General features: G+C 44.8%; 24 protein-coding genes, 1 tRNA gene and 1 riboswitch. Of the genes, 15 read left to right on the forward strand and 10 right to left on the reverse strand.

Going from position 1 to position 23296, the window contains the following annotated elements:
- Positions 1-346 precede the first annotated feature (346 nt).
- From guaB to H7T88_RS20380, 6 genes are all read left to right on the forward strand, one after another.
- Positions 347-1804, forward strand: a complete 1458-nt coding sequence (gene guaB, locus H7T88_RS20355; protein WP_090924897.1) for an IMP dehydrogenase — start codon at positions 347-349, stop codon at positions 1802-1804.
- A gap of 420 nt (positions 1805-2224) precedes the next feature.
- Positions 2225-3616, forward strand: a complete 1392-nt coding sequence (locus H7T88_RS20360) for a D-alanyl-D-alanine carboxypeptidase family protein (protein ID WP_154892144.1) — start codon at positions 2225-2227, stop codon at positions 3614-3616.
- A gap of 182 nt (positions 3617-3798) precedes the next feature.
- Complete coding sequence (pdxS, locus tag H7T88_RS20365; RefSeq protein ID WP_062329598.1) at positions 3799-4680, forward strand: pyridoxal 5'-phosphate synthase lyase subunit PdxS; 882 nt, start codon at positions 3799-3801, stop codon at positions 4678-4680.
- An 18-nt stretch (positions 4681-4698) separates the two neighbouring features.
- Positions 4699-5289 (forward strand): pyridoxal 5'-phosphate synthase glutaminase subunit PdxT, encoded by a 591-nt coding sequence (gene pdxT, locus H7T88_RS20370; RefSeq protein ID WP_221790063.1) that lies wholly within the window; start codon positions 4699-4701, stop codon positions 5287-5289.
- A 278-nt stretch (positions 5290-5567) separates the two neighbouring features.
- Entirely contained in the window at positions 5568-6851 is a 1284-nt protein-coding gene (serS, locus tag H7T88_RS20375; RefSeq protein ID WP_090924894.1) for a serine--tRNA ligase, read from the forward strand.
- Positions 6852-7049: 198 nt separating this feature from the next.
- A tRNA-Ser gene (locus H7T88_RS20380) sits at positions 7050-7138 on the forward strand.
- Between the two features lie 193 nt (positions 7139-7331).
- Here H7T88_RS20380 and H7T88_RS20385 read toward each other — a convergent pair.
- Entirely contained in the window at positions 7332-7679 is a 348-nt protein-coding gene (locus tag H7T88_RS20385) for a hypothetical protein (protein WP_090924893.1), read from the reverse strand.
- A gap of 153 nt (positions 7680-7832) precedes the next feature.
- Between H7T88_RS20385 and H7T88_RS20390 the strand changes: the two genes are divergently transcribed.
- From H7T88_RS20390 to H7T88_RS20405, 4 genes are all read left to right on the forward strand, one after another.
- Entirely contained in the window at positions 7833-8174 is a 342-nt protein-coding gene (locus H7T88_RS20390) for a hypothetical protein (RefSeq protein WP_090924892.1), read from the forward strand.
- A gap of 25 nt (positions 8175-8199) precedes the next feature.
- Positions 8200-8376: a hypothetical protein gene (locus tag H7T88_RS20395; protein WP_221790065.1), complete on the forward strand. Its 177-nt coding sequence runs from the start codon at positions 8200-8202 to the stop codon at positions 8374-8376.
- Between the two features lie 22 nt (positions 8377-8398).
- Positions 8399-8551, forward strand: a complete 153-nt coding sequence (locus H7T88_RS20400; RefSeq protein ID WP_123067169.1) for a small acid-soluble spore protein P — start codon at positions 8399-8401, stop codon at positions 8549-8551.
- A gap of 269 nt (positions 8552-8820) precedes the next feature.
- Positions 8821-9915: a hypothetical protein gene (locus H7T88_RS20405; protein ID WP_090924890.1), complete on the forward strand. Its 1095-nt coding sequence runs from the start codon at positions 8821-8823 to the stop codon at positions 9913-9915.
- 166 nt (positions 9916-10081) lie between these two features.
- On the opposite strand, the gene H7T88_RS20410 is transcribed toward H7T88_RS20405, so the two are convergent.
- On the reverse strand, positions 10082-10654 hold the full coding sequence (locus tag H7T88_RS20410) for a GNAT family N-acetyltransferase (protein WP_221790067.1): 573 nt from the start codon (positions 10652-10654) through the stop codon (positions 10082-10084).
- Between the two features lie 49 nt (positions 10655-10703).
- The gene (tadA, locus tag H7T88_RS20415; protein ID WP_221790069.1) at positions 10704-11204 is read right to left on the reverse strand and encodes a tRNA adenosine(34) deaminase TadA; all 501 of its coding nucleotides are present in this window, start codon (positions 11202-11204) and stop codon (positions 10704-10706) included.
- A 355-nt stretch (positions 11205-11559) separates the two neighbouring features.
- Between tadA and H7T88_RS20420 the strand changes: the two genes are divergently transcribed.
- Entirely contained in the window at positions 11560-13875 is a 2316-nt protein-coding gene (locus tag H7T88_RS20420; protein ID WP_260511034.1) for a PAS domain S-box protein, read from the forward strand.
- An 18-nt stretch (positions 13876-13893) separates the two neighbouring features.
- Positions 13894-14595, forward strand: a complete 702-nt coding sequence (locus H7T88_RS20425) for a pseudouridine synthase (protein WP_090924886.1) — start codon at positions 13894-13896, stop codon at positions 14593-14595.
- Between the two features lie 201 nt (positions 14596-14796).
- On the opposite strand, the gene motB is transcribed toward H7T88_RS20425, so the two are convergent.
- Together motB and motA are read right to left on the reverse strand one after the other, a co-directional pair.
- The gene (gene motB / locus H7T88_RS20430; RefSeq protein WP_154960661.1) at positions 14797-15615 is read right to left on the reverse strand and encodes a flagellar motor protein MotB; all 819 of its coding nucleotides are present in this window, start codon (positions 15613-15615) and stop codon (positions 14797-14799) included.
- Positions 15602-16402, reverse strand: a complete 801-nt coding sequence (gene motA, locus H7T88_RS20435; RefSeq protein ID WP_090924884.1) for a flagellar motor stator protein MotA — start codon at positions 16400-16402, stop codon at positions 15602-15604. Before motA ends, motB begins: the two co-directional genes overlap by 14 nt.
- Before the next feature lie 235 nt (positions 16403-16637).
- On the opposite strand from motA, the gene H7T88_RS20440 reads away from it, so the two are divergent.
- Together H7T88_RS20440 and H7T88_RS20445 are read left to right on the forward strand one after the other, a co-directional pair.
- Positions 16638-16931: a hypothetical protein gene (locus H7T88_RS20440; protein ID WP_154960662.1), complete on the forward strand. Its 294-nt coding sequence runs from the start codon at positions 16638-16640 to the stop codon at positions 16929-16931.
- Positions 16932-17143: 212 nt separating this feature from the next.
- Positions 17144-17437, forward strand: coding sequence for a 4a-hydroxytetrahydrobiopterin dehydratase (locus H7T88_RS20445; RefSeq protein WP_090924882.1), 294 nt, complete (start codon positions 17144-17146; stop codon positions 17435-17437).
- A 113-nt stretch (positions 17438-17550) separates the two neighbouring features.
- On the opposite strand, the gene H7T88_RS20450 is transcribed toward H7T88_RS20445, so the two are convergent.
- The 5 genes from H7T88_RS20450 to H7T88_RS20470 all read right to left on the reverse strand — a co-directional run bounded on the left by H7T88_RS20450 (position 17551) and on the right by H7T88_RS20470 (position 22678).
- The gene (locus H7T88_RS20450) at positions 17551-17907 is read right to left on the reverse strand and encodes a c-type cytochrome (RefSeq protein WP_090924881.1); all 357 of its coding nucleotides are present in this window, start codon (positions 17905-17907) and stop codon (positions 17551-17553) included.
- A 149-nt stretch (positions 17908-18056) separates the two neighbouring features.
- The gene (locus tag H7T88_RS20455; RefSeq protein WP_221790070.1) at positions 18057-18554 is read right to left on the reverse strand and encodes a GNAT family N-acetyltransferase; all 498 of its coding nucleotides are present in this window, start codon (positions 18552-18554) and stop codon (positions 18057-18059) included.
- Between the two features lie 362 nt (positions 18555-18916).
- Complete coding sequence (locus H7T88_RS20460; protein ID WP_090924879.1) at positions 18917-19387, reverse strand: C40 family peptidase; 471 nt, start codon at positions 19385-19387, stop codon at positions 18917-18919.
- 3 nt (positions 19388-19390) lie between these two features.
- Positions 19391-19528, reverse strand: a riboswitch (cyclic di-AMP (ydaO/yuaA leader).
- Between the two features lie 293 nt (positions 19529-19821).
- Positions 19822-20676, reverse strand: a complete 855-nt coding sequence (locus tag H7T88_RS20465; RefSeq protein ID WP_154960665.1) for a hypothetical protein — start codon at positions 20674-20676, stop codon at positions 19822-19824.
- Positions 20677-20686: 10 nt separating this feature from the next.
- Positions 20687-22678: a M1 family metallopeptidase gene (locus H7T88_RS20470; RefSeq protein WP_221790073.1), complete on the reverse strand. Its 1992-nt coding sequence runs from the start codon at positions 22676-22678 to the stop codon at positions 20687-20689.
- A gap of 101 nt (positions 22679-22779) precedes the next feature.
- Here H7T88_RS20470 and H7T88_RS20475 point away from each other — a divergent pair, with 101 nt between their 5' ends.
- Positions 22780-23283 (forward strand): YwhD family protein, encoded by a 504-nt coding sequence (locus H7T88_RS20475; RefSeq protein WP_154960667.1) that lies wholly within the window; start codon positions 22780-22782, stop codon positions 23281-23283.
- Positions 23284-23296: the final 13 nt, after the last annotated feature.

Consider the following 23296-nt stretch of genomic DNA (forward strand, 5'->3'; position numbering starts at 1 on the left):
CGATGATGTTCGGTGGTGGTTTTTATTTTGTTTAAATTAGGGAAGAACATAAAAATCTTCATTAAAGGAATACTTAAACTACACTCAAAACAAAAGCAGGCGTCCGATCTGAATAAAAGGACGCCTTTTATTATATTATCAAGGCTTGTCCACCTAAGAAACACATTTGTATACAAGGGGAAGCACACCTGATTGTTCCAAGGAGTTTCCCTTGACATTCTAAATATCGCTTTGCTAAGATGGACAATAATATATTTTCAGAAAACGAATTTTCGGCATACAATACAGCCTGGAATCTTCGGGTTTTGGTCCGTAAAGCTGAGCAAACATAAGGAGGAACACTTGCGTGTGGGAAGATAAATTTGGTAAGGAAGGCTTCACCTTTGATGATGTATTGCTAGTGCCACGGAAATCCGAGACACTGCCTAAAGAAGTAGACGTATCCGTTCGTTTGAGTGATAACGTCAAATTGAACATTCCTTTGATTAGTGCAGGGATGGATACTGTTACTGAAGCGACACTGGCGATTGCCATTGCACGTGAAGGCGGTATTGGTATTATTCATAAAAATATGTCAGTTGAACAACAAGCTGAAGAAGTGGATCGGGTTAAACGCTCGGAGAGCGGTGTTATCACCAATCCTTTTTCACTTACAGCTGAACATCTGGTATCTGATGCTGAGGCAGTTATGGCAAAATACCGGATTTCTGGTGTGCCTATCGTTGAAGGAGATCAGAAGCTCGTAGGTATTCTGACAAACCGTGACTTGCGATTTATCCATGATTTCAACATCAAGATTAGTGAAGTCATGACGCGTGAGAATTTGGTTACAGCTCCTGTGGGTACAACACTGCAAGAGGCAGAAGGTATCTTGCAGAAGCATAAAATTGAAAAACTTCCATTGGTGGATGAGTCCAACACATTGAAGGGCCTTATCACAATTAAAGATATCGAGAAGGCCATTCAGTTCCCACAAGCTGCGAAGGATGCGCAAGGTCGCCTTTTGGTTGGTGCAGCCATTGGTATCTCCAAAGATACTTTTGAACGTGCAGACGCTTTGGTCAAAGCGGGTGTGGATCTGATTACAGTAGATTCAGCTCATGGCCATCATATTAACATTATTGAAGCGGTTCGCAAGTTACGCGAACGTTTCCCTGAGCTCACCATTATTGCAGGCAACGTTGCTACGGGTGAAGCCACACGTGATCTGATTGAAGCAGGAGCTTCGGTTGTTAAAGTAGGTATTGGGCCAGGCTCCATTTGTACTACTCGTGTTATTGCAGGTATTGGTGTTCCTCAAGTTACAGCTGTATATGATTGTGCAAGCGTGGCGCGTGAATACGGCGTACCTATCATTGCTGACGGCGGTATTAAATACTCTGGGGAGATCACCAAAGCTCTTGCTGCCGGTGCTCATGCGGTAATGCTGGGAAGCCTGTTTGCAGGAACAGCGGAGAGTCCAGGAGAAACGGAAATCTTCCAAGGACGTAGTTATAAAGTATATCGTGGTATGGGTTCAATGGCTGCAATGAAACAAGGCAGTAAAGACCGTTACTTCCAGGATGATGACAAAAAACTGGTTCCTGAAGGCATTGAGGGTCGAGTAGCATACAAAGGTCCTTTGTCTGATACAATTCATCAGTTGATCGGCGGATTGCGTTCGGGTATGGGATACTGCGGAACGAGTAATCTGGATCAATTGCGTAATGACACAAGCTTTATCCGTATTACAGGCGCTGGCCTTCGCGAGAGCCACCCACATGATGTGCAGATTACGAAAGAAGCACCTAACTACTCGTTGTAATCTGAAGTGAGTTAATGATTTCCAAGGCAGGCTCGGCGATTTTCGCCGGGCTTGTCTTTTTTTGCGGATACCCCTGTGATAGAATAGAACAAGCGGTGACCGTCCTAGGATGGAACGGGGCGTTGCGGCGATTTTTTGACGTGATCCATGATTTTTTTATGAGATTCAAAGTAAGCCAGTTATGACTTATCATACTAGAAAGAATGTTTATTACGTTTTACATAAGATAAGCATTCAGCAAGATGCGAGCGAAGTGACAATTGATCTGAATAATAGAGCAACGAACTTGCTCATTTCGATACAGCGCATTCAGCAGAGAACCACATATCCATTGACACAGTGACAGGGACTATGAAAATAGCAGCTTGAGCTGCACTGAGGCATTATTCAGAAGCTTCAGACCGAAGGGAGTATTCATCATTGAAAGCCAAACACATGAATAAGAAAAAACGTCAGATCCTCAAAAAGAGCGTAGCCTCCGTTATGCTCCTTAACATGCTATGCATGTCTGCAGTGATGCCTGTTATGGCCGCTGCCAGTGACTCTGGTCAGGTTCTGACTGCGGCAGCTACAACAACGAAAACGCCAGCAAAGGCCGTTAGTATCCCTTCAGTAGACTCGCTTGGACTTGATGTAAGATCGGCAGTCCTGATGGAAGCTTCTACAGGCCAGATTTTACTGTCAGTTGACGCGGATAAAGCGATGCCACCAGCGAGTATGACGAAGATGATGACAGAGTATATTGTTGCAGAACAGGTGAAACAGGGCAAGTTTGGCTGGGACGATGTAGTTACTGTTAAAAAAAATGCAGCTAAAAGTATCGGATCACGCATTTTCCTGGCTGAAGGTGATCAGCACACGGTAAAAGATCTGTATATCGCCATGGCTGTTGGATCGGCAAATGATGCTACCGTGGCATTGGCCGAGTATGTTGCCGGTTCGGAAGCTGAATTCGTAAAAATGATGAATGAGGAAGCGAAACGGATGGGTATGAAGGATACCCACTTCATTAACTCTACTGGTCTGGATCGTGCAGACATGCCAGCAGAATTCCGTCCAGCAGAAGACAAGGAAACGGTGATGTCCGCTTTAGACGCTGCTATTTTGTGTAGATATATCGTCAGAGATCATCCTGACTACAAAGATTTTACAACGATTCAATCCTACAAATTCCGTCCGAACGACAAAGCACCTATTATCAATTATAACTGGATGCTGGAAGCGAATAAAAATATAACCAACTTCAAAAGCTACGCTTACGAAGGCCTGGATGGTATGAAAACAGGCCATACGAGCAACGCAGGCAATAACTTTACAGGTACGGCTGAGCGTAACGGTATGCGTTTGATTAGCGTGGTGATGGGAACCGATTCCGAATCCGCACGTTTTAGAGAAACGAAAAAGGTGCTGGATTATGGTTTTGATAATTTTGAAGTAAAACAGGCTGTTGCAGGTAAAACCAAAGTTAAAGGCTGGGAAACGGTACCTCTGAAAAAAGGGAAAGAGACAACAGTTCCTGTCGTAACCGATAATGCAGTGAGCTTTGTTGTTCCTAAAGGCACTCAAGACCTGAACGTAACATTCAAAGCGAGTGTAACTGAAGCGGACAAACTGGTTGCACCAATTAAAGCGGGTACTAAGGTTGGTACGGTCACTTACACCTACAAAGCAGAGGGAATGGAACCTCAGGAAAAAACGGTAAACCTGATTACAGCCGAAGAGGCTGAGAAGGGTGGCTGGTTCCGCCTATTCTTCCGTGCGATCAAAGACTTCTTCGTTGATCTGTTCGATGGAATCAAAAACTTGTTTTAACCGAAAAATACAAACTAATACTGAATGAGTGGATTGTATATTTACGCTTTTTCCGGTAAAATATCAAGTTAGAATTCTACGTATTACAGTATAAAAGTCTAAGGTTCTTTCATCTGAATAGAAGCGCTATTATGCTTATTGAAAAATGGGAGACAACACATACACTACGGGGGGCTTGGAATATGGAAACGGGAACATCACGCGTTAAAAGAGGTATGGCTGAAATGCAAAAAGGCGGCGTAATCATGGACGTCATGAACGCTGAGCAAGCTAAAATTGCGGAAGCAGCAGGTGCAACAGCAGTAATGGCACTTGAGCGTGTTCCTTCTGATATTCGCGCAGCAGGTGGAGTAGCTCGTATGGCTGATCCAACGATTGTGGAAGAAGTAATGAAAGTTGTTACGATCCCTGTTATGGCCAAAGCACGTATTGGTCACTATGTAGAAGCTAAAGTACTTGAGTCACTGGGTGTGGATTACCTGGATGAGAGTGAAGTACTGACTCCTGCGGATGAAGTATTCCATATTGATAAACATGAGTTTACTGTACCGTTTGTATGTGGAGCGAAAGACCTGGGTGAGGCACTTCGCCGGATCGGTGAAGGAGCATCTATGATTCGTACAAAAGGTGAGCCGGGAACAGGCAACATTGTTGAGGCGGTACGTCATATGCGTTTCATTAACAGCCAAATTCGTAAAGTAACCAATATGTCAAAAGACGAGCTGTATGCTGAAGCGAAGAATCTGGGCGTTGCCTATGAGCTTCTGCTGGATGTGCATGAGAACGGAAAATTGCCAGTGGTTAACTTTGCAGCGGGCGGCGTAGCCACTCCAGCAGATGCTGCACTTATGATGCACCTTGGAGCAGACGGTGTATTTGTAGGTTCTGGTATTTTCAAATCGGACAGCCCGGAGAAGTTCGCACGTGCGATCGTTGAAGCAACAACACATTATACCGATTATAAATTGATTGCCGAGGTTTCTAAAAACCTGGGAGCACCAATGAAAGGCATCGAAATTTCCAAACTCGCACCTTCCGAGCGTATGCAGGATCGCGGCTGGTAAGAGAAGGGGAATTCAGACATGAAGATCGGCGTTTTGGCACTTCAGGGTGCTGTTACAGAACATATACGCAGTATTGAACGTGCTGGAGCTGAGGGTGTAGCCATTAAGCAGGTTCAGCAGTTAGACGAGCTGGATGGCTTGATTTTACCGGGTGGAGAGAGCACAACCATCGGAAAGCTTATGCGCAAGTATGGGTTCATGGAAGCCATTCGTGCCTTCGCCGCAGCTGGAAAACCGGTATTCGGTACCTGTGCGGGTCTGATCGTTATGGCCAAGCGTATTCAAGGTCAGGATGAGGCTCATTTGGAGCTTATGGATATGACCGTTTCCCGTAATGCTTTTGGGAGACAGAGAGAGAGCTTTGAGACAGACCTACCTGTAAAAGGTATCGATGAGACGGTACGGGCTGTATTTATACGCGCCCCGTTAATTGAGAGTGTTGGCGAACAGGTCGAGGTTCTTTCCACGTATAAAGATGAGATTGTGACAGCACGCCAGGGACATTTGCTGGCTTGCTCCTACCATCCAGAGTTGACGGATGACTACCGTCTACATGCTTACTTTGTAGACATGGCAAGGGCATATAAACAATCGGTAGAAGCAAAATAAAGTATGATGTACAACCTATGATCTCCCGGTCATCGGAGCACTCCTCAGTTGTCTGTTCTAGGCTACTGAGGCAGCTGCATCTGGACGGATGCCTCATGTTGCTTGTAACTGCTGCATAGCGGAATCGCAGCGGAGGTGGCAACCGGGGACATAGGTTGTTTTTTCGGTTATTAGCACATTGTAGGTTATAATAGATATTATTGTGTTTTTAAATGAATGTATCGAGAACGGGCCTGACATGAGGCTCTATAATGTAGGTTTATTAGGAGGGGTACGTAGTGCTTGATGTGAAAATATTGCGGAATGAATATGCACGTGTAGAAGAAGCATTAAATAATCGTGGCAAATCGCTCGACCTGATTGCTGGGTTTACGGAGCTCGATGCAAAGCGACGGGAATTGCTTCAGGAGAGTGAGAATCTGAAGAGTCGCCGTAACACCGTGTCCGCAGAAGTAGCCAGACTGAAGAAAAATCGTGAGAACGCCGATGATTTGATTGTCGAGATGCGTGAGGTCTCCGATCGAATTAAAGCAATGGATGAGGAAGTACGCGAGCTTGAGGTTAAAATTAATGACCTCACGATGGCGATTCCTAACATTCCAAATGAAAGTGTGCCTGTAGGTACATCCGAAGAGGATAATGTTGAAATTCGCCGTTGGGAAGAGCCCAAGTCATTCTCTTTCACGCCAAAAGCGCACTGGGAGATTGCACAGGAGCTGGACATCCTTGATTTTGAAGCAGCAGCCAAAGTGACAGGTTCACGTTTTACCTTTTATAAAGGACTTGGAGCGCGTCTGGAACGTGCTTTGATTAACTTTATGATGGATTTGCACAGTGATCAGCACGGATACGAAGAAATTTTGCCTCCATATATCGTGAACCGGGACAGCTTGTTTGGAACAGGCCAGTTGCCGAAGTTCGAGGAAGATCTGTTCAAGCTTAGAGATACCGAGTATTATCTGATCCCAACAGCAGAAGTACCCGTAACGAACTACCACCGTGAAGAAATTTTGAATGCCGATGATCTGCCGAAGCATTTTGTCGCATATAGTTCCTGTTTCCGCTCAGAGGCTGGTTCGGCTGGACGGGATACTCGTGGCTTGATTCGTCAGCATCAGTTCAACAAGGTGGAGTTGCTCAAGTTATCTTCACCAGAGACATCGTATGATGAGCTGGAGAAAATGACACAAAACGCAGAGCGTGTGCTACAACTTCTGGGCTTGCCTTACCGTGTGTTGACGCTCTGTACGGCAGATATGGGTTTCACTTCGGCTAAAACATATGATATTGAAGTGTGGCTGCCTGAGAGCAATACCTACCGTGAGATTTCATCATGCTCTAACTGCGAAGACTTCCAGGCACGTCGTGCCAATATCCGTTTCCGCAGAGAGCCTAAGGCGAAACCTGAATTTGTACACACACTGAACGGTTCAGGACTGGCAGTGGGACGTACAGTAGCAGCCATTCTGGAGAACTATCAGCAAGAAGACGGAACGGTGATTATTCCAGAAGCATTGCGTCCTTATATGGGTGGGATTGAAGTCATCGCTCGCCGTAAATAGTACGATGTTTAAGATAGCATAATTAACAAATCATCTTACTCCATTCGCCATTTGAGGATGGCGGGTGGGATGGGTGATGTGTTACAGTGCTGGAGGCTGTTAAATCCAGTTCTATTATAAATTTTAAATAAAAATACTTGCATTCCATCATTAATCTATGGTATGATACTTTTCGTGGCAAGTTTATAAAATATTTTTGGAGAGGTACCGAAGCGGTCATAACGGGGCGGTCTTGAAAACCGTTAGGGTGCAAGCCCACGTGGGTTCGAATCCCACCCTCTCCGCCATAACTTTTAAATGACACGCCGCATATGGATTTGCGGTGATTATGTTTGAAACGCACTAGACTGTTGAATAGCGGTCTGGTGCGTTTTTTGTGTTTGTGACCTTTAGAGATAAATCTAACGGGAGTTACTCGTAGGGGTGCTTTTATGAAGAAAATTAAAAGCATACCTAGAACGGTATGCCTTTAAACGAAACCTATGTAGTTTTGGCTTGCTTTTTAGATACTGCTATTTTCTTCTGCAATTCTTTATGTGCAGCAAAACTCATAATAAGGAAGATTAGGTTAACGACCGCAAAGACCGAATAGCCTGGTTGATACGTTATTGCTAATAACAAAGCTATCACTTCTGCTACGACTAGAATTGAAAAGGTTGTAAATGGTAATGTGAAAATAAAAGCCCATGCAATGAATTGAACGAAGATTAGTCCTCCGCTTAATATGCGTGTAGTCTCTCCATCATAACCTACAGGTTGTGTTGTCAGAAACTTAAAGAACATGAATACAAGCCAAAACGCGAAGATGATGCCTGTGGCAACTCTCAATAGATGATTCCCTCCTAACTCTATATAATGAAATGATTGTATCATGCACAATTGAATTTGTAATCATTTTAATGAAGTTTATGGTATGGCCAGATTCATTCATGCATAAAAACAACGTCTTCTCCGCACGTTATAGAAGTGGAGGTGGTAAAGATGAACCGCGAACTAAACATTGATCAGAACGAACTTGTAGGTGCTTGGCAGGAGCGTTTGCCTGAAGTCTTGAATGTGGGTGATCAGGCACAGGTTATGGCAGACGAAGCAAATCATCAGGCGATTCGGATACACATTGCTACAGCAGGTCACGAAATGTACTCTTTTGATTTTAAATGCCAATATGTTGATTCCCGTGAGGTCAGTGTAGAGCTAGTTGACGTGGAACGGGATGGGCGAACAACGGATGAGCGCACAGAACCGATTCAGGAACTGGCGCATGATTACACTCGGCATATTCACGAGTGTGCTCAGTCACTGCAATCGATAACGAAATCTTAACACGAACCAAAAGGGGTCGAATGGAATGACTAAAGCCAAATTGGGTGTGGATAAAAACCTGCAAAATGTTGTTGGAGATCTCGAACAAACTGTGGTTAACAGCCATCATGCACAGCAAATACAGCAAGATTCCAATGATCGCCGCCATCAGGATGCATTAAATCATGATAAAACGGAAGATAGAGACCCATCTCATTCCTAACCTATGATGAGGAGGCACTTATATGAGTAAACCAAAAGCAATTCCTGTACCCGAAGCTCAGGATAACCATCAGCAACGTCATTCATCCAAGCGTTCTTCCATGCAGGAACCATTGTCTGGCTCTAAAAAAGTGAAGAATCAGAATCATGTGGATCATCTAAATCCGGAGGGGTAACCTATAATGTTCTCGTGCAAAAGATAAGTACCAAACATAAAAAATCACTTCATTTCGAAAGTCCCTTGTTACCTAACAGGGGGCTTTTGCGTATTCATACATATGGAAAGACTAGCAGTCAGATCATCCCGTACCTGACATAGGTCTTTCTAGCCATTTTCAAGAGGAAAAATCACAATTTTCCCAAATTAGGTTTCAGTATCGGCCGAGATGGTATATCATTGGTATTGAATTATTTTTTTGGGGTTATCACGAGAGGAGAGAAACAAATGACTAAACGCATGGGGGCGCTTCTTCTTACGTTGTTGTTAACCGTATCTTTGGCTTTAACAGCATGTAGTAGCAAGCAAGAACCAAAAGAGGCATTGAAGACGGCTGCAGCGAATGCTTCTAAATTAACTTCGTACGAAATGAGTTCCAACTTTACAATTAATGAGTTGAGCTATAAACCTGGTGATGCATCTCAGACGGATCAAAGCATGACCCAGTTTATGAGCATGCTGAAGGACGCACAACTGAATGTCACAGGTGTATACCAAAGCGAGCCAATGCAGACAGAGATGACCGTTGGCATCGAGCTTAAAGGCGATATGGGGATGACTTTTAACATTCCTATGGTAATGACCAAAGAGAAATTGTATATAAAAGTGCCAAACATCCCATTCTTCCCGATTCCGGAAAATATGGTGGGCAAATTTATTGAATTCGACTTGAAAAAGCTGGCGGAGCAAGAGGGTACAGAATTTAACCCCGATGCACTGGACGCAGCCAAAACACAAAAGCTGAGCAACGAAATCATGGATGCGGTACTGGGTGAGTATGATGAAGCTAAGTTCTTCAAAAACCTCGACACCAAAGATGCAAAGTTGCCTGAAGGTGTAGACGCGAAGCAGGTTGTACAATTCTCTGTAAACAATGACAATGTGAAAGAAGCAGTTACTGTACTGGTAACCAAAGCACTTCCTAAAGTGATGGATATTGTCTCTAAAGAAGAGTACAGAGATATGTTGCAATTGAGCCAAGCAGATATTGACAAAGCCAAAGAAGATTTGAAAATCTCTGAAGCAGATCAAGCTGAAATGACTAAAGATCTGGATAAATTGAAAAACGTTCTGACAATCAACACATTCAACATTGATTTTGCGTTGGATAAAAACGACTTCCCAGTTTATCAAAAAATGGTCGCTGACATGCTGATCAAACCGGAAGATACCAAAGACGAAATGAAATTGGCCTTCACTGGTTCGAACACATACACTAAAATTAACGAAAAGCCTGAATTCAAAATCAACATCCCAACGGGTGACGATGTAATTACGATGGAAGAGTTCGAGCAATTGATGAACTCCTCTTACGGATATTAGGATCTAAACCTGATCTACAAATAAAACCCGCCTGATACTCAAGCAGAGAAAGCTCTTTTCCTGCTAGTATCTAGGCGGGTTTTATTTGTATAAATACCACTCGCTCCTGTACACAAGGAATGATGTGTTTATTATGTAGACAATCACTGAGGGTGCGGCAATGGGCTTAGCGCTGTAATTCATCTCCCAAATCTTCGGCAAGCACGGCGTAGATTTGATGATCCTGATAGACCCCGTTAATTTTCAAATATTTACGAGCGATCCCCTCATGCTGGAATCCGTTCTTCTCCAGTACCCGCTTAGAACCCTGGTTTGATGGCAATACAGCGGCCTGCACCCGGTTTAACTTCAGAACACGAAATCCATAGGCTACAGCCAGCTTTACCGCAGCAGTCATTCGTCCACCGCCTTGATAGTCCGGATGGATGAAGTAACCCATATCTGCATAATTAGCAACGCCGAGCACAACATTGTTCAGACTGACTTGCCCGATGAGGAGGTCATCCTTAATCGTGAAGATACCGAACTGATAACCGGTACCCTCGTCAGCAGCTCGCACGCGATCCTCAATGCGCCGGGTCTGAGCTTCAAGCGTGTAAAAATCATTTTCGCGAATTGGTTCAACTGCTTGATAAGGGATGCGGGTAAGCTCAATCAGTTCAAGATAGGCTTGTGCATCTTTGATGTCGAGTAAACGAAGACTTATGCCATGAGCTGTATCGTATAGTGTTAGTGCCATTGCAGCAAACATCCTTTCTCACATATTGTTTTCTTATGTTACAGGGTTATTATTTTTTACGCAAACGTCTGAAAAATTGAGTCAGCATGGAAGAACACTCCGGTTGTAGAACATCAGGGATAACCTCGGTTCTATGGTTGAAGCGCGGTTCTTGAAGTAAATTCATTAATGTCCCTGCACATCCTGCTTTGGGATCCGCAGTACCGAAGATAACGCGTGGAACCCTAGATTGTACAATCGCACCGGCACACATTGGACAAGGTTCGAGAGTAACGTACAGTGAACAGTCCAGTAAGCGCCAAGCTCCAATGACTTCGCTTGCCTCTCGAATGGCTACCATCTCCGCATGGGCAGTAGAATCGAGCGTGGTTTCCCGCAGATTATACCCACGACCGATAATCTCGTTGTTACGCACAATTACGGCTCCGATGGGTACCTCACCAAGCGCCTCTGCTTTCTGGGCTTCTGCAATAGCCTGCCTCATCCAATATTCATGCAGCTCTTCCTCGGGCAGCACTGTGAGATCAGGCTGGGGAAAATCATCCTTCATAGGCGTAAAACTCCCTTCTTCAACATTTATTCAGCGAACAAACATTCGGTTTGTTAACATGTTGTGCACAGAATTGTGGATAACTATTAGTTAATCACATAGTTATGAACATACTATCCACAACCCTGTGGATTTGTGAATAAATCAAGTGATACATCTCATTGCATTTCATGAAAAGTGAACATACAACAATATTCGATCTATTCAGCCAGAGCGGTAACTTTCGGGCAAAGGGCGATTATCCTTTTCAAATAGTCATACAAGCGTTATGATGGGTATAGGTTTTGCCATATATCGCCAGAGGGCATAAGCCGAGAGGTGAAGAACGAATTTGTCTATTAAAACGAAATTATCCATGATTATGTCGTGCTCGGTGCTCGTTATTTTGGTATTAAATATCGCACTGAGTTATTATACTACAGAAGAGAATTTGAGGCAGGATAGTGAGAACAAGATGGTACTCACAGCGAAACAGATCGCAATTTCTGTCGAACAAAATCAGTACAGTGCAGATTATGTAAAAAGACAGATTGGAAACAATCTGTGGCTTGCTTCTATTATGGCAGCAGAGGAATTAGATCCAGACATCAAGAACATTACCAATGAAGATCTGGTTCGTTTGAGTAAAAAAGTAGGTGTATCCCATATCTCACTCCTGGAACAGACGGATAATGACATTGTGGTTAACAGGTCCTCTGATCCAAGGGAGATAGGGCTCTCCACGAAATCAATGACGTACTGGTATCAGGCGTTTAAGCAGTTATTTGAGAAGCATCAGGTAACGATTCCCGAGGGGCAGAAGCTTGATCATTTCTGGTCAGATGGTTTCGAGTATTCGACGTCCAGTCCTACAGATGTTGATATCTGGGGTTATTACCATGATGGAAAGAGAAATTACATAATCAACCCCTTCTATAATAATACTGAAGTAGATGACTATGTGAAGATCTCTAGCCCGGATGAAATCTTAAATAAAATCCGTGAAGTCAATCCCTCCATTTTGGAGATTACAGGCATTAATCCATTGACGTTTGCGAGCCCGGATATGAGCGATGATGGAAGAGATACGAACTTCAGCAAACTGAATAACAGACCGATCCGTTTTGGTACATATCAGTATGGCTCGGTAGATGAAGACCATCGTGCTGTGGTGCGAGCTGTTCGCACAGGGCAGAATGTGTCTTTCGTGAGTGAAACACATGATCAGAAGGTTTTGAAGAGTTTTATTCCGATTTTCACACCGAATGAGTCTTCATATGTGATCAGTATTGTCATGGATTACAAACAAATATCCTCGATGGTATCTGAACAGCTGGTCAGCCATGCTTCGATATCTCTGGTCTTGCTGGAGATTGTGATCTTTGGCAGTTACTTGCTTGCTGGTTACATTACACGTCCCATCCAATCGATCTTGGGCAAGGTGAATGATGTGGCGGATGGGCATTTTGATTTCCGTCTGAAGATTAAACGCAAGGATGAGCTGGGACAGCTCGCCAACCGGATTAATGCGATGATTCGAAATCTGGGTCACTATACAAGTCGTCTAAAGCAGATGTATGAAGAGAACCGGGCAGTGAAGGAGCATCTGGAGTCTATCATTAATCAGACAGCTGATGCAATTCATATAACAGACCTTGAAGGAAAAGTGCTACGGGTTAACCGTGCATTTGAACAATTATATGGTTTTCGTAGCCGTGAGGTGGAAGGACGCTCGCTCAAGATTATTCCTCCTGAAGCGGAAGAAGAAATGAAGCAGCAGCATGCACAGCTTATTGAAGGCATGTCGATTACGTCTAATGAAACGATCTGGATGAAAAAAGACGGAACCCGGGTTGAAGTCAGTGTAAGTACGGCACCTGTACGCGACGAGGCTGGTGAGATTACAGCTCTCATCAGTGTCTCAAGGGATATTACAAGCCGTAATCGGATGGAAGAGCTGCTTAGACGGTCGGAGAAGCTAACGACGGTTGGACAGCTAGCCGCCGGAGTAGCCCATGAGATTCGAAATCCACTTACAACGTTGCGCGGTTTCCTACAGCTTCAACAGGAGAGCAACAAGCTAAATCATCGCCATCTGGATCTGATGTTATCTGAGCTTGACCGAATCAACCTGATTGTAGGCGAGTTTTTGATTCTGGCGAAGCCGCAAGCAGTTCATTTTCAAGAGCGGGATATTCGTTTCATTCTTGGGGATGTTATCTCATTGCTGGATAGTCAGGCACATCTGCACGGGGTTGAGTTTGTGTTGCATGCATCATCGGATTCAGCTATGGTACACTGTGAAGAGAATCAGTTAAAGCAAGTATTCATCAATGTCCTCAAAAACGGTATGGAAGCTATGCCGAATGGAGGAAGCATCCATATCAAGCTGAAGGTTAACGAGCAGGCCAACCGGGTTAGAATTGAAATTAAGGATGAAGGCATTGGCATCCCGGAAGAAATGATGGCAAAGCTTGGTGAGCCGTTCTTCACGAACAAAGAATCCGGCACGGGACTCGGCCTCATGGTAAGTCAGCGAATTATTCAATCCCATAAGGGCATGATGGATATTAAGAGTGCTATGAATAGGGGAACCACTGTCATTATTGAACTGCCGGCTTCTGAAGTGCAGACACAGTTACAGGAGGCAGATCCATCAGCGGAAGAACAACAACCAGATGAAGAGAACTAGATGAGGTGAGATGACCTTTTGCGTATTAATAAATTTATTAGTGAGACAGGTTACTGCTCCCGCCGAGCAGCCGACAAATTAATTGAAAGTGGTCAGGTGACCATTAATGGCATCAAGGCGGAGCTCGGTAGTCAAGCAGAAGAAGGCGACGATGTTCGAATCAACGGGAAGCCGATTAGTGAGAAGAAAAAGCATGTGTACATTGCGTTGAACAAACCCGTGGGAATCACAAGTACAACTGAACAGCATATTCAGGGGAATATCGTTGATTTTGTTGGGCATCATGAACGGATCTTCCCGATCGGACGTCTAGACAAGGATTCGGAAGGTTTAATTCTGATGACGAATGATGGGGACATCGTGAATCGGATTTTGAGATCCGAAGGTCGTCATGAAAAGGAATATATTGTAACGGTTGATCGGACAATCACACCAAGCTTCCTCAGGGGAATGAGCACCGGTGTTAAAATCCTAGGTGAAATGACGCTGCCTTGCACCGTAACTAGAATGACAGACCGTGTGTTCCGTATTATTTTGACGGAAGGCAAGAACCGTCAAATCCGGCGGATGTGCAGTGCATTCGGATATGAGGTTCGCAAGCTGAAGCGGATTCGTATCATGAACATTCATCTTGGAGAGCAGGCAACAGGAACATGGCGGGAGCTTACATCTGCTGAAAAAGCAGAACTGGGCAGCTTACTGGACTATTCACTAGAATAAGGAATACTGAATATGAAACGGGTGAAGGCCGCCTTAATATTAGCACGAATGAAAAAGCATTGTTTCCTTTAAGAGGAGACAATGCTTTTTAGTTTAAATACAGAAGGACACCCATATACTCGACGCCTCAAAAAAGAGGAAAACCGCTCTCCATCAGTTTCAAGGAGAACGGTCTTAAACTCATTCCGTGCTGAAGGACTGCTAATTGCCGCCATTCACGGATTTTACATTCGTATTGTTACTTTGATACTTCCGGATAATGGACACTTCTACACGCCGATTCTGTGCTCTTCCGATGTTTGTATCATTGCTAGCGATTGGATGATACTCCCCGTATCCACTAGGTGTGAACTTGGAAGGATCAAGCTGCGGGTTCAGCAACAGGATTTTCAGAAAGTTCAGAGCACGATCTGCACTCAAATCCCAGTTATCCTTATATTGGTTATTGGAAATGGGAATATTATCGGTATGACCGGATACGACAACTTCATACTCAGGGAACTCTTGCAGCATGCTAGAGATCGCCTTGGCCAGTGAACGTGATTCAGGCTTCACATCTGCTCGCCCAGAGGAGAACAATGCTTTATCACTGATGGTGATCTTGAGTTCAGACTGGTTGAGTTTGGTATTCAGTTGGTCTGATAGTCCATTCTGAGAAATATACTTGTCGAGTCGCTTCTTGAGTTTTTCCAGATCTTCCTGTTCCTTTTGGGCCATCTGGGCATCCGTAATCTGCGCAGGATTTTTCTTTGTGATTTCCTTGGGTATTTCCTTGTTCTTGCCTAAGTCTGTACTGGAGTCCGTTGGATTCATTGACGTGTGATCCAGAACACCGGAACCTCCGTTGAGTGCACTGCTTAGTGCAGAGGCCATTTGCTCGAATTTGGCAGCATCCAGTGAACTCATGGAGAACAGGGTGATGAACAAGGCGAGCAACAAGGTCATTAAGTCGGAATAGGGAAGCAACCAACTTTCATCAATATGCTCCTCATGCGGTTCGTGTTTTTTACCCTTTTTCACCTGATGATCCCTCCTTCTCTTCCAGTTGTTTACGTTCGGAAGGTGTCAGGAATACGGATAACTTTTGGTTGATGGCAATAGTAGATACGCCAGATTGAATAGACAAGAGTCCTTCAACCATCATCAACTTGATTTCCATCTCTTTCTTGGACATCCGCTTCAGCTTGTTGGACATCGGGTGCCATAACACGTAACCACTGAAGATACCCAGGAGGGTTGCGATAAATGCCGCTGCAATCGCATGAGAGAGCTTCTCCATGTCACTGAGGTCGGCGAGTGCCGCAATCAGGCCTACGACGGCCCCTAGAACCCCGAGGGTTGGTGCATACATCCCCGCCTGAGCGAAGATCAGTGCGCCGCCGCGATGTCGTTCTTCGGTCGCATGAATATCTTCCATCAGTACATCACTGACGAACTCCTGGTCGTTACCGTCAATAATCATCCGCATGCCGCTGCGAAGGAACTGATCATCAATCTCTTCTACTTTTGATTCCAGAGCGAGCAAACCTTCACGACGGGTAGTGGAAGCCCAGTCCATAAATGTGCCAATTAGAGAAACGCGGTCAATCAGTTCTTGCTTCTTGAAAAGGATACCGAATAACTTCGGAATCTTCTTAACTTCAGACATAGGAAACGCCATAAAGATGGTTCCTGCCGTACCAACGAAGATAATAACGTATGCTGCCGGGTTATTAACGAGGTTGATCAGCGGAGCACCCTTCAAAAACATACCGAGTACAAGGGAGACTAACCCCAAAACTAGTCCGATAATCGTTGAAATTTCCATCATACACCTCATCCATGAGATAAAATTGAATCCTTTCAGGCGGCAGAATTCGGGCTTCCAGACGAAGGTTCTGCTGCAATCCGTTGCATGTCTGGCAACCTCCATGGCTACCGAAAACGAATGAAACGGTCATGTATAGTATTTATCGACCAGATGGGCTTTTTTTTTAAGGGTTATTTTCAGGTATAATAAGATCAAATCCACCTTTTACAAGGTGAGTGGGAGTGAGAAGTCAATGGGCGTAAAGCATGGACGTGATTATGAAGGAATATTGACAGATTTAACGGTGGCCATAGGACGCATACCGGATCGCTATGTTTTCTTTGAAATGGATGCGGAAGAGTGGGGGAGACTAGGGGAACCGGAACAGCTCGAGGTAGACGAAGCACTGGCGGAGGACTTGTTCTACGCGCTTGGAGAGGAATCCGTCATTCCGGTTGGGAGCGGTGTGGTGATCCATGACAAAGAACAACACCGGATCCATATTTTGATTGGAGAAGAAGAGCTAACCTTTGTACCTCTAATTTAACATGTGTAGTGACGATAAAACCTTGCGCTTCAAGGCACTGAGCCATCTGTTCTATGGATTTTGGTGCTTTGACGTGGTAAGATGATACTCATGAAAAAGGCGCCGCTGGGCGGTGGCCTGCCTTTTAGGCTGTATGGGCAGCATGTAAAGGTGCCGATGGTCATGTGGATGTAAGTCCGCGATGTCTCATCATATGGGGAGGAAGATAACGCATGGTTTTTACGCAAGAGGAAGTCGAAGCTCATCTGGGAAGGCTTGAAGGCTGGGAACTGGAAGAGGGACGGTGGATTGTCCGCAAATTTGTGTTTTCTAACTATATGAAAGGGATTGCTTTTGTGGATGAAGTCGCTGCGATTTCGGAAGCATTCAATCATCACCCTTTTATTACTATTGATTATACAACGGTTACACTGCGTCTTACGTCTTGGGATGCAGGTGGCATTACATCGGTAGACATTAAAGAAGCAGAGCAGTACAACGAAGCTTTTGAGAAAATGAGAACATAATAATCTGCACCAACGTCGTCTGCAGGATGATGTTTGTCATGCATACCAAAAGAGGCTCTTGCCTCCCTAACGGGAGGATGAGAGCCTCTTTGATGCCTTGCGCGCAAGAATGCTTATTTCTTCTCTGCCAGCCACATCGCGATGTGGGCAATTTCCTCGTCCTGCAGTCTGCCTTTGAAAGAAGGCATGCCACCTTTACCTTTGACAATGGTGGAATAGATTTTCTCCACATCATCCTTACTACCGATGTTTGCAAGAGCTGGGCCTACGCCACCTTGAAGCTGATCGCCGTGACAGGAAATGCAGTTGGCTTTCACTAACGTCTCAGCCTGTCCAGCATCCATAGCCACTTCAGGCATGCTTGGTTTGGCTTCCTGCTCCACTTCCTCTTTACCTGGAAGCGTAAACATTAAAACAATAGCTAAAGCACATGCTGCAAAAAATACCCCGCTCATGATCCATTTGTGCATCCCTTATGTCCCCTCCAGAATGAAAGATCATCTAACTCAAACTAATCCCTATCATTATAACGGAAGCCGTCGTTACATCATAGCATTTTGTGGTAATTTTTTGAACTAATCACAAAAGAGAGACAAATTGAAACCATTTAATCGTGAGTTTACTCTCTTGGGCCTTCATAAACCATGCAATGGAAAGGCTTTAAACCACTAGGAGTTTGGCGTTCATATGTATCCTGGATGACAAATCCGCTCTTTAGATATACTTGAATGGCACGGTTATTCCAAGTGAGCACTTCAAGATCAATCTCATTGGATGGATTGCGGCGGATGGCCTCTTGTACGATCGCAGTAACGAAAGCTTTACCAAGACCTTGACCACACAGATCGGGGCGCATACCGAGACCGATTCGTGTGACATGCTGGAGCGGAAAATATTGTGCAAACCCATAAACCTGGTCATGTTGATCCAGGATAATCGCATATTGTTGTTGTCTGAGCTGTGCATCACCGAACTCGACTTCGAGTGCTTTCATCTGTTCCCAAGGAAGCCAGCTATAGATATTGTAAGGTGGGGCGTATTTCCAGCCACATATAAGTTCAGCATGTTCTTCTTGCATCGGTACAACATGAAGTATCAAAGAGGCTTCATTCTTCATATAACAGTGCATGCTCCTTTCTCCAATATCCGTGTCATTGTTCACTCTACAAAAGAGCTGTGTATTAGGCAAGTCTTCATATGATCAGATAAAAATTGAAACAAAAGTCGTGATCATTCCGTTTATATTATAACAGGCTGGGTAAAAACATGATAAGGGCACGGACAAACGAAAGTAGGCGAACGTGTTAGTTCACATACACACCATGACTTGCAACATCGGGAACTACACAGAGTCAGAAAGCATAAAAAAACCGCCGGATACATTCCTGCGGAGAATGTACCGGGCGGTTCTGTTTATACTTCGTATTTCGTTACAGTAGAGTTACATGGTTCCAACATCATGTTGATTACAGCTTGTACCTAGTCAAGGGCCAGTGACTCATAATCGTCCGTGCTCATGATCCGTTTAGCGCCAACGTAGCGGTTAGCCCAGTAGTTCTCACTCAAAGAGCTGATCGTTACACCTTTGGAAGAAGAAGAATGTGCAAACTTGCCACTTCCTACAAAAATGCCTACGTGTGATATACCTTTACCTGTTGTGTTGAAGAACACCAGATCTCCAGGTCTCATCTCCATGCGAGATACGGAATCACCCATGTCGTATTGGGAGCTAGATTGACGAGCCAAATCAATACCTAATTTGTCGAATACATACCGTGTGAATCCGGAGCAGTCAAAACCGTCAAGCGTTGTTCCTCCGCTTTTGTATGTAGTTCCCATTGCTGAATCAATTACTTTATCCATCTTAGAATCTGCAAATGCGCTGCCTGCTCCAAGTGATAATGCAAATGTGAGGCTAAGTACTGCTGCGGTCAGTTTCTTCTTAAACAAGTGATATACCCCTTCCAACGCCTGCGAGGTTAGCTTAAGGATTCGGTTGAAGGTCCCCTATGATCCCTCTGTTTCAAGATCAATTCACCCATAACTGGTTCCCCCGCTTCCCAGGTGCCAGGAATTTGGCTATGCTAGTTATGCACCTGAAAAATGAAAAGAAAATTTAATTTTAAGGATTTAATTTAAAGTTGTTACAAATAAGGATTTAAAGATTACAAAGTTGTTACTAAAAACTCACTGCGCTTATTGTACCAGAGGCTTAGTACTTTGGCAACGTTTAGCAGTAAAATTAACAAAAAAAACCTCGACCTTTGACGGGGAAAGGTCGAGGTTTGCGTATTTATACGTAATAACCAATGAAATGTTTAACATGAGATGGTAACATTTCTTTATTTTTGAAAGCGATCTCAGATGGCGTGTAACATTTTAGTTCAACGTATATGATTTTCATGTCTGGTAGATGTGGACTGCCATAAACGGAAATGACTACATACTTTCCACATACTGAGTAGGCTTCGGGCAAGCGGATAGGATTGTTGCAGGATTAATCCGGATAGTCCTGTCAAGAACCAGGAAGCGGAAGTGAATGCACCAAAGACCACTAAATGCACAACTCCCAGCACCAGCGCAATGCCGATGACAGCAAAGATGCGGCGCACAGCAATCCACAGTCCCTTGAGCGTCCCGTGGATTCGCCCTTCTGCATCCGGGTCAGAAATACCAAACTGCATGTAGAGCACTGCATGATGTACAATCCAGCCATAAATAATCCAGCCTGCTACATATGGAATGCCGGGAAGTAATAAATGAAGAGAATGAAAACTGTCCATTATTGTAGAAAACAATTTGGGCAGAAGCCAGTATGCAGGCAAGAACATGAGAAAGGTACGTATCGTGTGTAGCAATATCATGGGTTTCCATAACGTTTTGATGCCCCGAATAAAAGGAATGCGTTCTTCAGTAGATTGATAATGTTGCAGGGAGTAGAGTAACCCGGCCTGAATAAGTGGACTGATCAGCAGGCGAAGCAATAACATGCCGCCCAAAATCCACAGATAACGCTGGACCTCCGGACCGGACAGGCTGAGCTGGCTTTCCATTTTGAATAAAAGTGTGCTTAGCTCGCCGACATCATCCGTTGGATAACGTAGTAATAGAGGAACGACAGCCGATTGAACCAACCGGTAGATGAAATAACCCCAAGTTAATTGATAGATAAACAAGAGTGCGGCAATAAACATATGCTGACGGACAAGAAACCAGCCTTCACGAATTTTTGCTTTCACTGTCTCCACCTCACCATGACAGACCTCCGAATATGGCTTCAATTAGTTTCGTAGCACTCATGTTCCAGCGGGATTTGACTTGCTCGTCCAGTCCGGTTCTCAGGAAATTGTTCATATGGCGATTTTCGAGCACGATGTCATACAAAGGGTCAGTCATGGCCCAGGTGACAGGAGATGTATATGTCAGTTTATAGGTGACGCGCTCCTCGCGGCCATCCCAGTGTTTGGTTACGGTATGGCCGTCCTCAAACGCAATTCGAACAGGAACCTTGGGAAAGTCACTGCCTTTTTTGATAATGGTGACAGAGGACTCGTACATTTTTTTGCCGTCCTTCTCTATAGAAGAAACGTTGATCTTCTCTACAGCAAAATCGGCCATGCCGTTCCGGTAGACATATTGGTCAAAGTAATCCGCCCAGGAGGTGCGGGTGACTTGCTCAACCACCTTTTGAAAATCACCCGTTGCGGGATGTTTAAAACGATATTTTTTTACATACGTCGAAAGGATTCGTTCCATGGTCTTCGCTCCGACTTGCTGTTCAATGCCGAGTAGCACCAGTTTGCCCCTTGTGTACACGTTGGAAGCATATTGATTCTGTGAGTCAAACTTCCACGAGGGCTGTGTTAGAGGAGCCGGAGATGTGATCAGACCTGATTGTACCGGTAGATTCGGAATCAATCCGTATTCCTGTTCCATCAGTTTATCTTCTGCATAGGAGGTGAACCCTTCATCCAGCCAGGCCTCCTCAAACTCATTGCTCGCAACCATGCCGTAGAAGTATTGATGTCCAATTTCATGAACAACGGTGCGTTCCAGATCGTAACCCGGTGTTGTGTCATCGGCCCCAAAGGCTGTAATGAGAGTTGGGTACTCCATGCCTCCGGCCCCGTTTGCAGCTTTTGGCGGAACCACGATAGATAAGGTGGCATAAGGATAGGGACCAAACCACTTGCTGTAATTCGTTAATGCGGCTTTGGCAGCAAAGAGATACCGCTCCTTCAGATCCTGATGTGCCGGATCAAGGTAGAGTTTAATGCGTACACCGGGCACGTTGGGGGCAGAGAAGGGTTCCTCTGCATACACAAAATCAGGTGAGGCTGCCCAAGCGAAATCATGCACATCATCGGCATAAAATTGATACACTTTCTCACCATTCTTCAAGGCTGCCTGCTGCGTGGGGAATCCGGTTGCTGCCACCTTGTATGTTTCGGGTACTCGGATACGCACACTGTAGATACCGAAGTCAGCATAGAACTCGGAGTTCCCGTGATACTGATGCAGGTTCCAGCCTTCTATGGTACGGCCCCGTCTTCCAACAGGCTCGTAAGCACTGAGTTTAGGAAACCACTGGCCTGCCATGACAAAATCATCTGTTTTGCCCATCCTTGCGAAAATTTTGGGTAAACTTACTTCAAACGATGTGCGTATTGTGATGCTTTCCCCGCCCTTGACGGGTTTAGGGAGACGAACCTTAATCAGCGTTTTGTCTTTGATGTTCCCGTCATCCGGCTGTACATACTGCATCCGGTGTAGCAGAGAGAGCCCATCCTCCGTCTGCATGTCAGTAAATTTCATGGAGCCATAACCATCTGTAGGCATGACATCGCCGCGAAGCTTACCGCCCGATTCTTTCATAAATGTAGTATCCGCAGAGGAGAATGCATTAGGGTACATATGAAAATAAAGTTCGTTCACCGTTTTTTTGCCCGGATGAGTCCATGTTATGGTCTGTGTGCCTTGCAGTTTGTTCCCCTCGTTCAGCTTCACATCCATGTGGTATTCAACCACACGTTTGCTGTATACCTCGGCTGTAGGGGATTGTACACTTTCCGGGGGGGCGGGCGCTCCGTTTTTGGCTGGAGGCTTGCCCGATTCTGGAGCGAGTACGGGTAACTCAGATGAAATGGAGCGATTGTAACCGAGTGTGATCCATACCCCTCCGGCAAACAGGCATAAGGCCAGGGATATGATGAGCCAGCTCTTGGCGCGTCGTGGAATCATCGTTAAATACCTCCCGTTGACAAGCATCTACAGCATGTATATGTTTGCATTGGGCCAATTATTAGTTAAAATATTTGTATCAACTCTTGGAGGCTATGAACATGGACCAAAATGAGCAAAACGGCAAGAAACAGATTGCCTTGAATATCGTGAGTGCAAAGAGCAAGCATAAAGGCTTTGGTTCAGGCTCTATTGATCTGAACAATCTTTCTCCGGTCATCATTGACCAGGGCGAAGCGAAAATCGACATCGGTGCCATGCACGCGAAGAGTAAAGTGGAACGAGGCATTAAATTTTCAACGAATCGTGAAGACGTTCCGAATGGACGTCAGGTATGGCTGGTATGGGTTGCTGTGGATCGTACAGAGCAAGGACAGTTGTATGGCGGGGCAACGGCATGTGAGATGTGGATTGACACGGAAGCCAAACGGGGGTGGAAGCTGCTCGCGGATCACGTCAACCGGATGGATTATGCGATGAAACGCCGATTTATGCTGGATGAGCTGGGACCGGAAGACAAAGCGGCACTGAAGACTCTTCTGATCTCTCATAATGAAGAATGGTGGAATGCTTCCCCGGATGAATTGAAAGAGGCACTTTCCTAACGGGAAAAAAGAA

Source organism: Paenibacillus cucumis (ex Kampfer et al. 2016) (assembly GCF_019748695.1).
Classification (GTDB): domain Bacteria; phylum Bacillota; class Bacilli; order Paenibacillales; family Paenibacillaceae; genus Paenibacillus; species Paenibacillus polysaccharolyticus.

Excerpts from the sequence above, each read along its gene's own strand:
- pdxS (WP_062329598.1), top strand. The coding sequence starts at position 3,799 with ATGGAAACGGGAACATCACGCGTTAAAAGAGGTATGGCTGAAATGCAA.
- pdxT (WP_221790063.1), top strand. The coding sequence starts at position 4,699 with ATGAAGATCGGCGTTTTGGCACTTCAGGGTGCTGTTACAGAACATATA.
- H7T88_RS20390 (WP_090924892.1), top strand. The coding sequence starts at position 7,833 with ATGAACCGCGAACTAAACATTGATCAGAACGAACTTGTAGGTGCTTGG.
- H7T88_RS20395 (WP_221790065.1), top strand. The coding sequence starts at position 8,200 with ATGACTAAAGCCAAATTGGGTGTGGATAAAAACCTGCAAAATGTTGTT.
- H7T88_RS20400 (WP_123067169.1), top strand. The coding sequence starts at position 8,399 with ATGAGTAAACCAAAAGCAATTCCTGTACCCGAAGCTCAGGATAACCAT.
- H7T88_RS20405 (WP_090924890.1), top strand. The coding sequence starts at position 8,821 with ATGACTAAACGCATGGGGGCGCTTCTTCTTACGTTGTTGTTAACCGTA.
- H7T88_RS20410 (WP_221790067.1), bottom strand. The coding sequence starts at position 10,654 with ATGGCACTAACACTATACGATACAGCTCATGGCATAAGTCTTCGTTTA.
- tadA (WP_221790069.1), bottom strand. The coding sequence starts at position 11,204 with ATGAAGGATGATTTTCCCCAGCCTGATCTCACAGTGCTGCCCGAGGAA.
- H7T88_RS20420 (WP_260511034.1), top strand. The coding sequence starts at position 11,560 with ATGATTATGTCGTGCTCGGTGCTCGTTATTTTGGTATTAAATATCGCA.
- motA (WP_090924884.1), bottom strand. The coding sequence starts at position 16,402 with ATGGAAATTTCAACGATTATCGGACTAGTTTTGGGGTTAGTCTCCCTT.
- H7T88_RS20440 (WP_154960662.1), top strand. The coding sequence starts at position 16,638 with ATGGGCGTAAAGCATGGACGTGATTATGAAGGAATATTGACAGATTTA.
- H7T88_RS20445 (WP_090924882.1), top strand. The coding sequence starts at position 17,144 with ATGGTTTTTACGCAAGAGGAAGTCGAAGCTCATCTGGGAAGGCTTGAA.
- H7T88_RS20450 (WP_090924881.1), bottom strand. The coding sequence starts at position 17,907 with ATGCACAAATGGATCATGAGCGGGGTATTTTTTGCAGCATGTGCTTTA.
- H7T88_RS20455 (WP_221790070.1), bottom strand. The coding sequence starts at position 18,554 with ATGAAGAATGAAGCCTCTTTGATACTTCATGTTGTACCGATGCAAGAA.
- H7T88_RS20470 (WP_221790073.1), bottom strand. The coding sequence starts at position 22,678 with ATGATTCCACGACGCGCCAAGAGCTGGCTCATCATATCCCTGGCCTTA.
- H7T88_RS20475 (WP_154960667.1), top strand. The coding sequence starts at position 22,780 with ATGGACCAAAATGAGCAAAACGGCAAGAAACAGATTGCCTTGAATATC.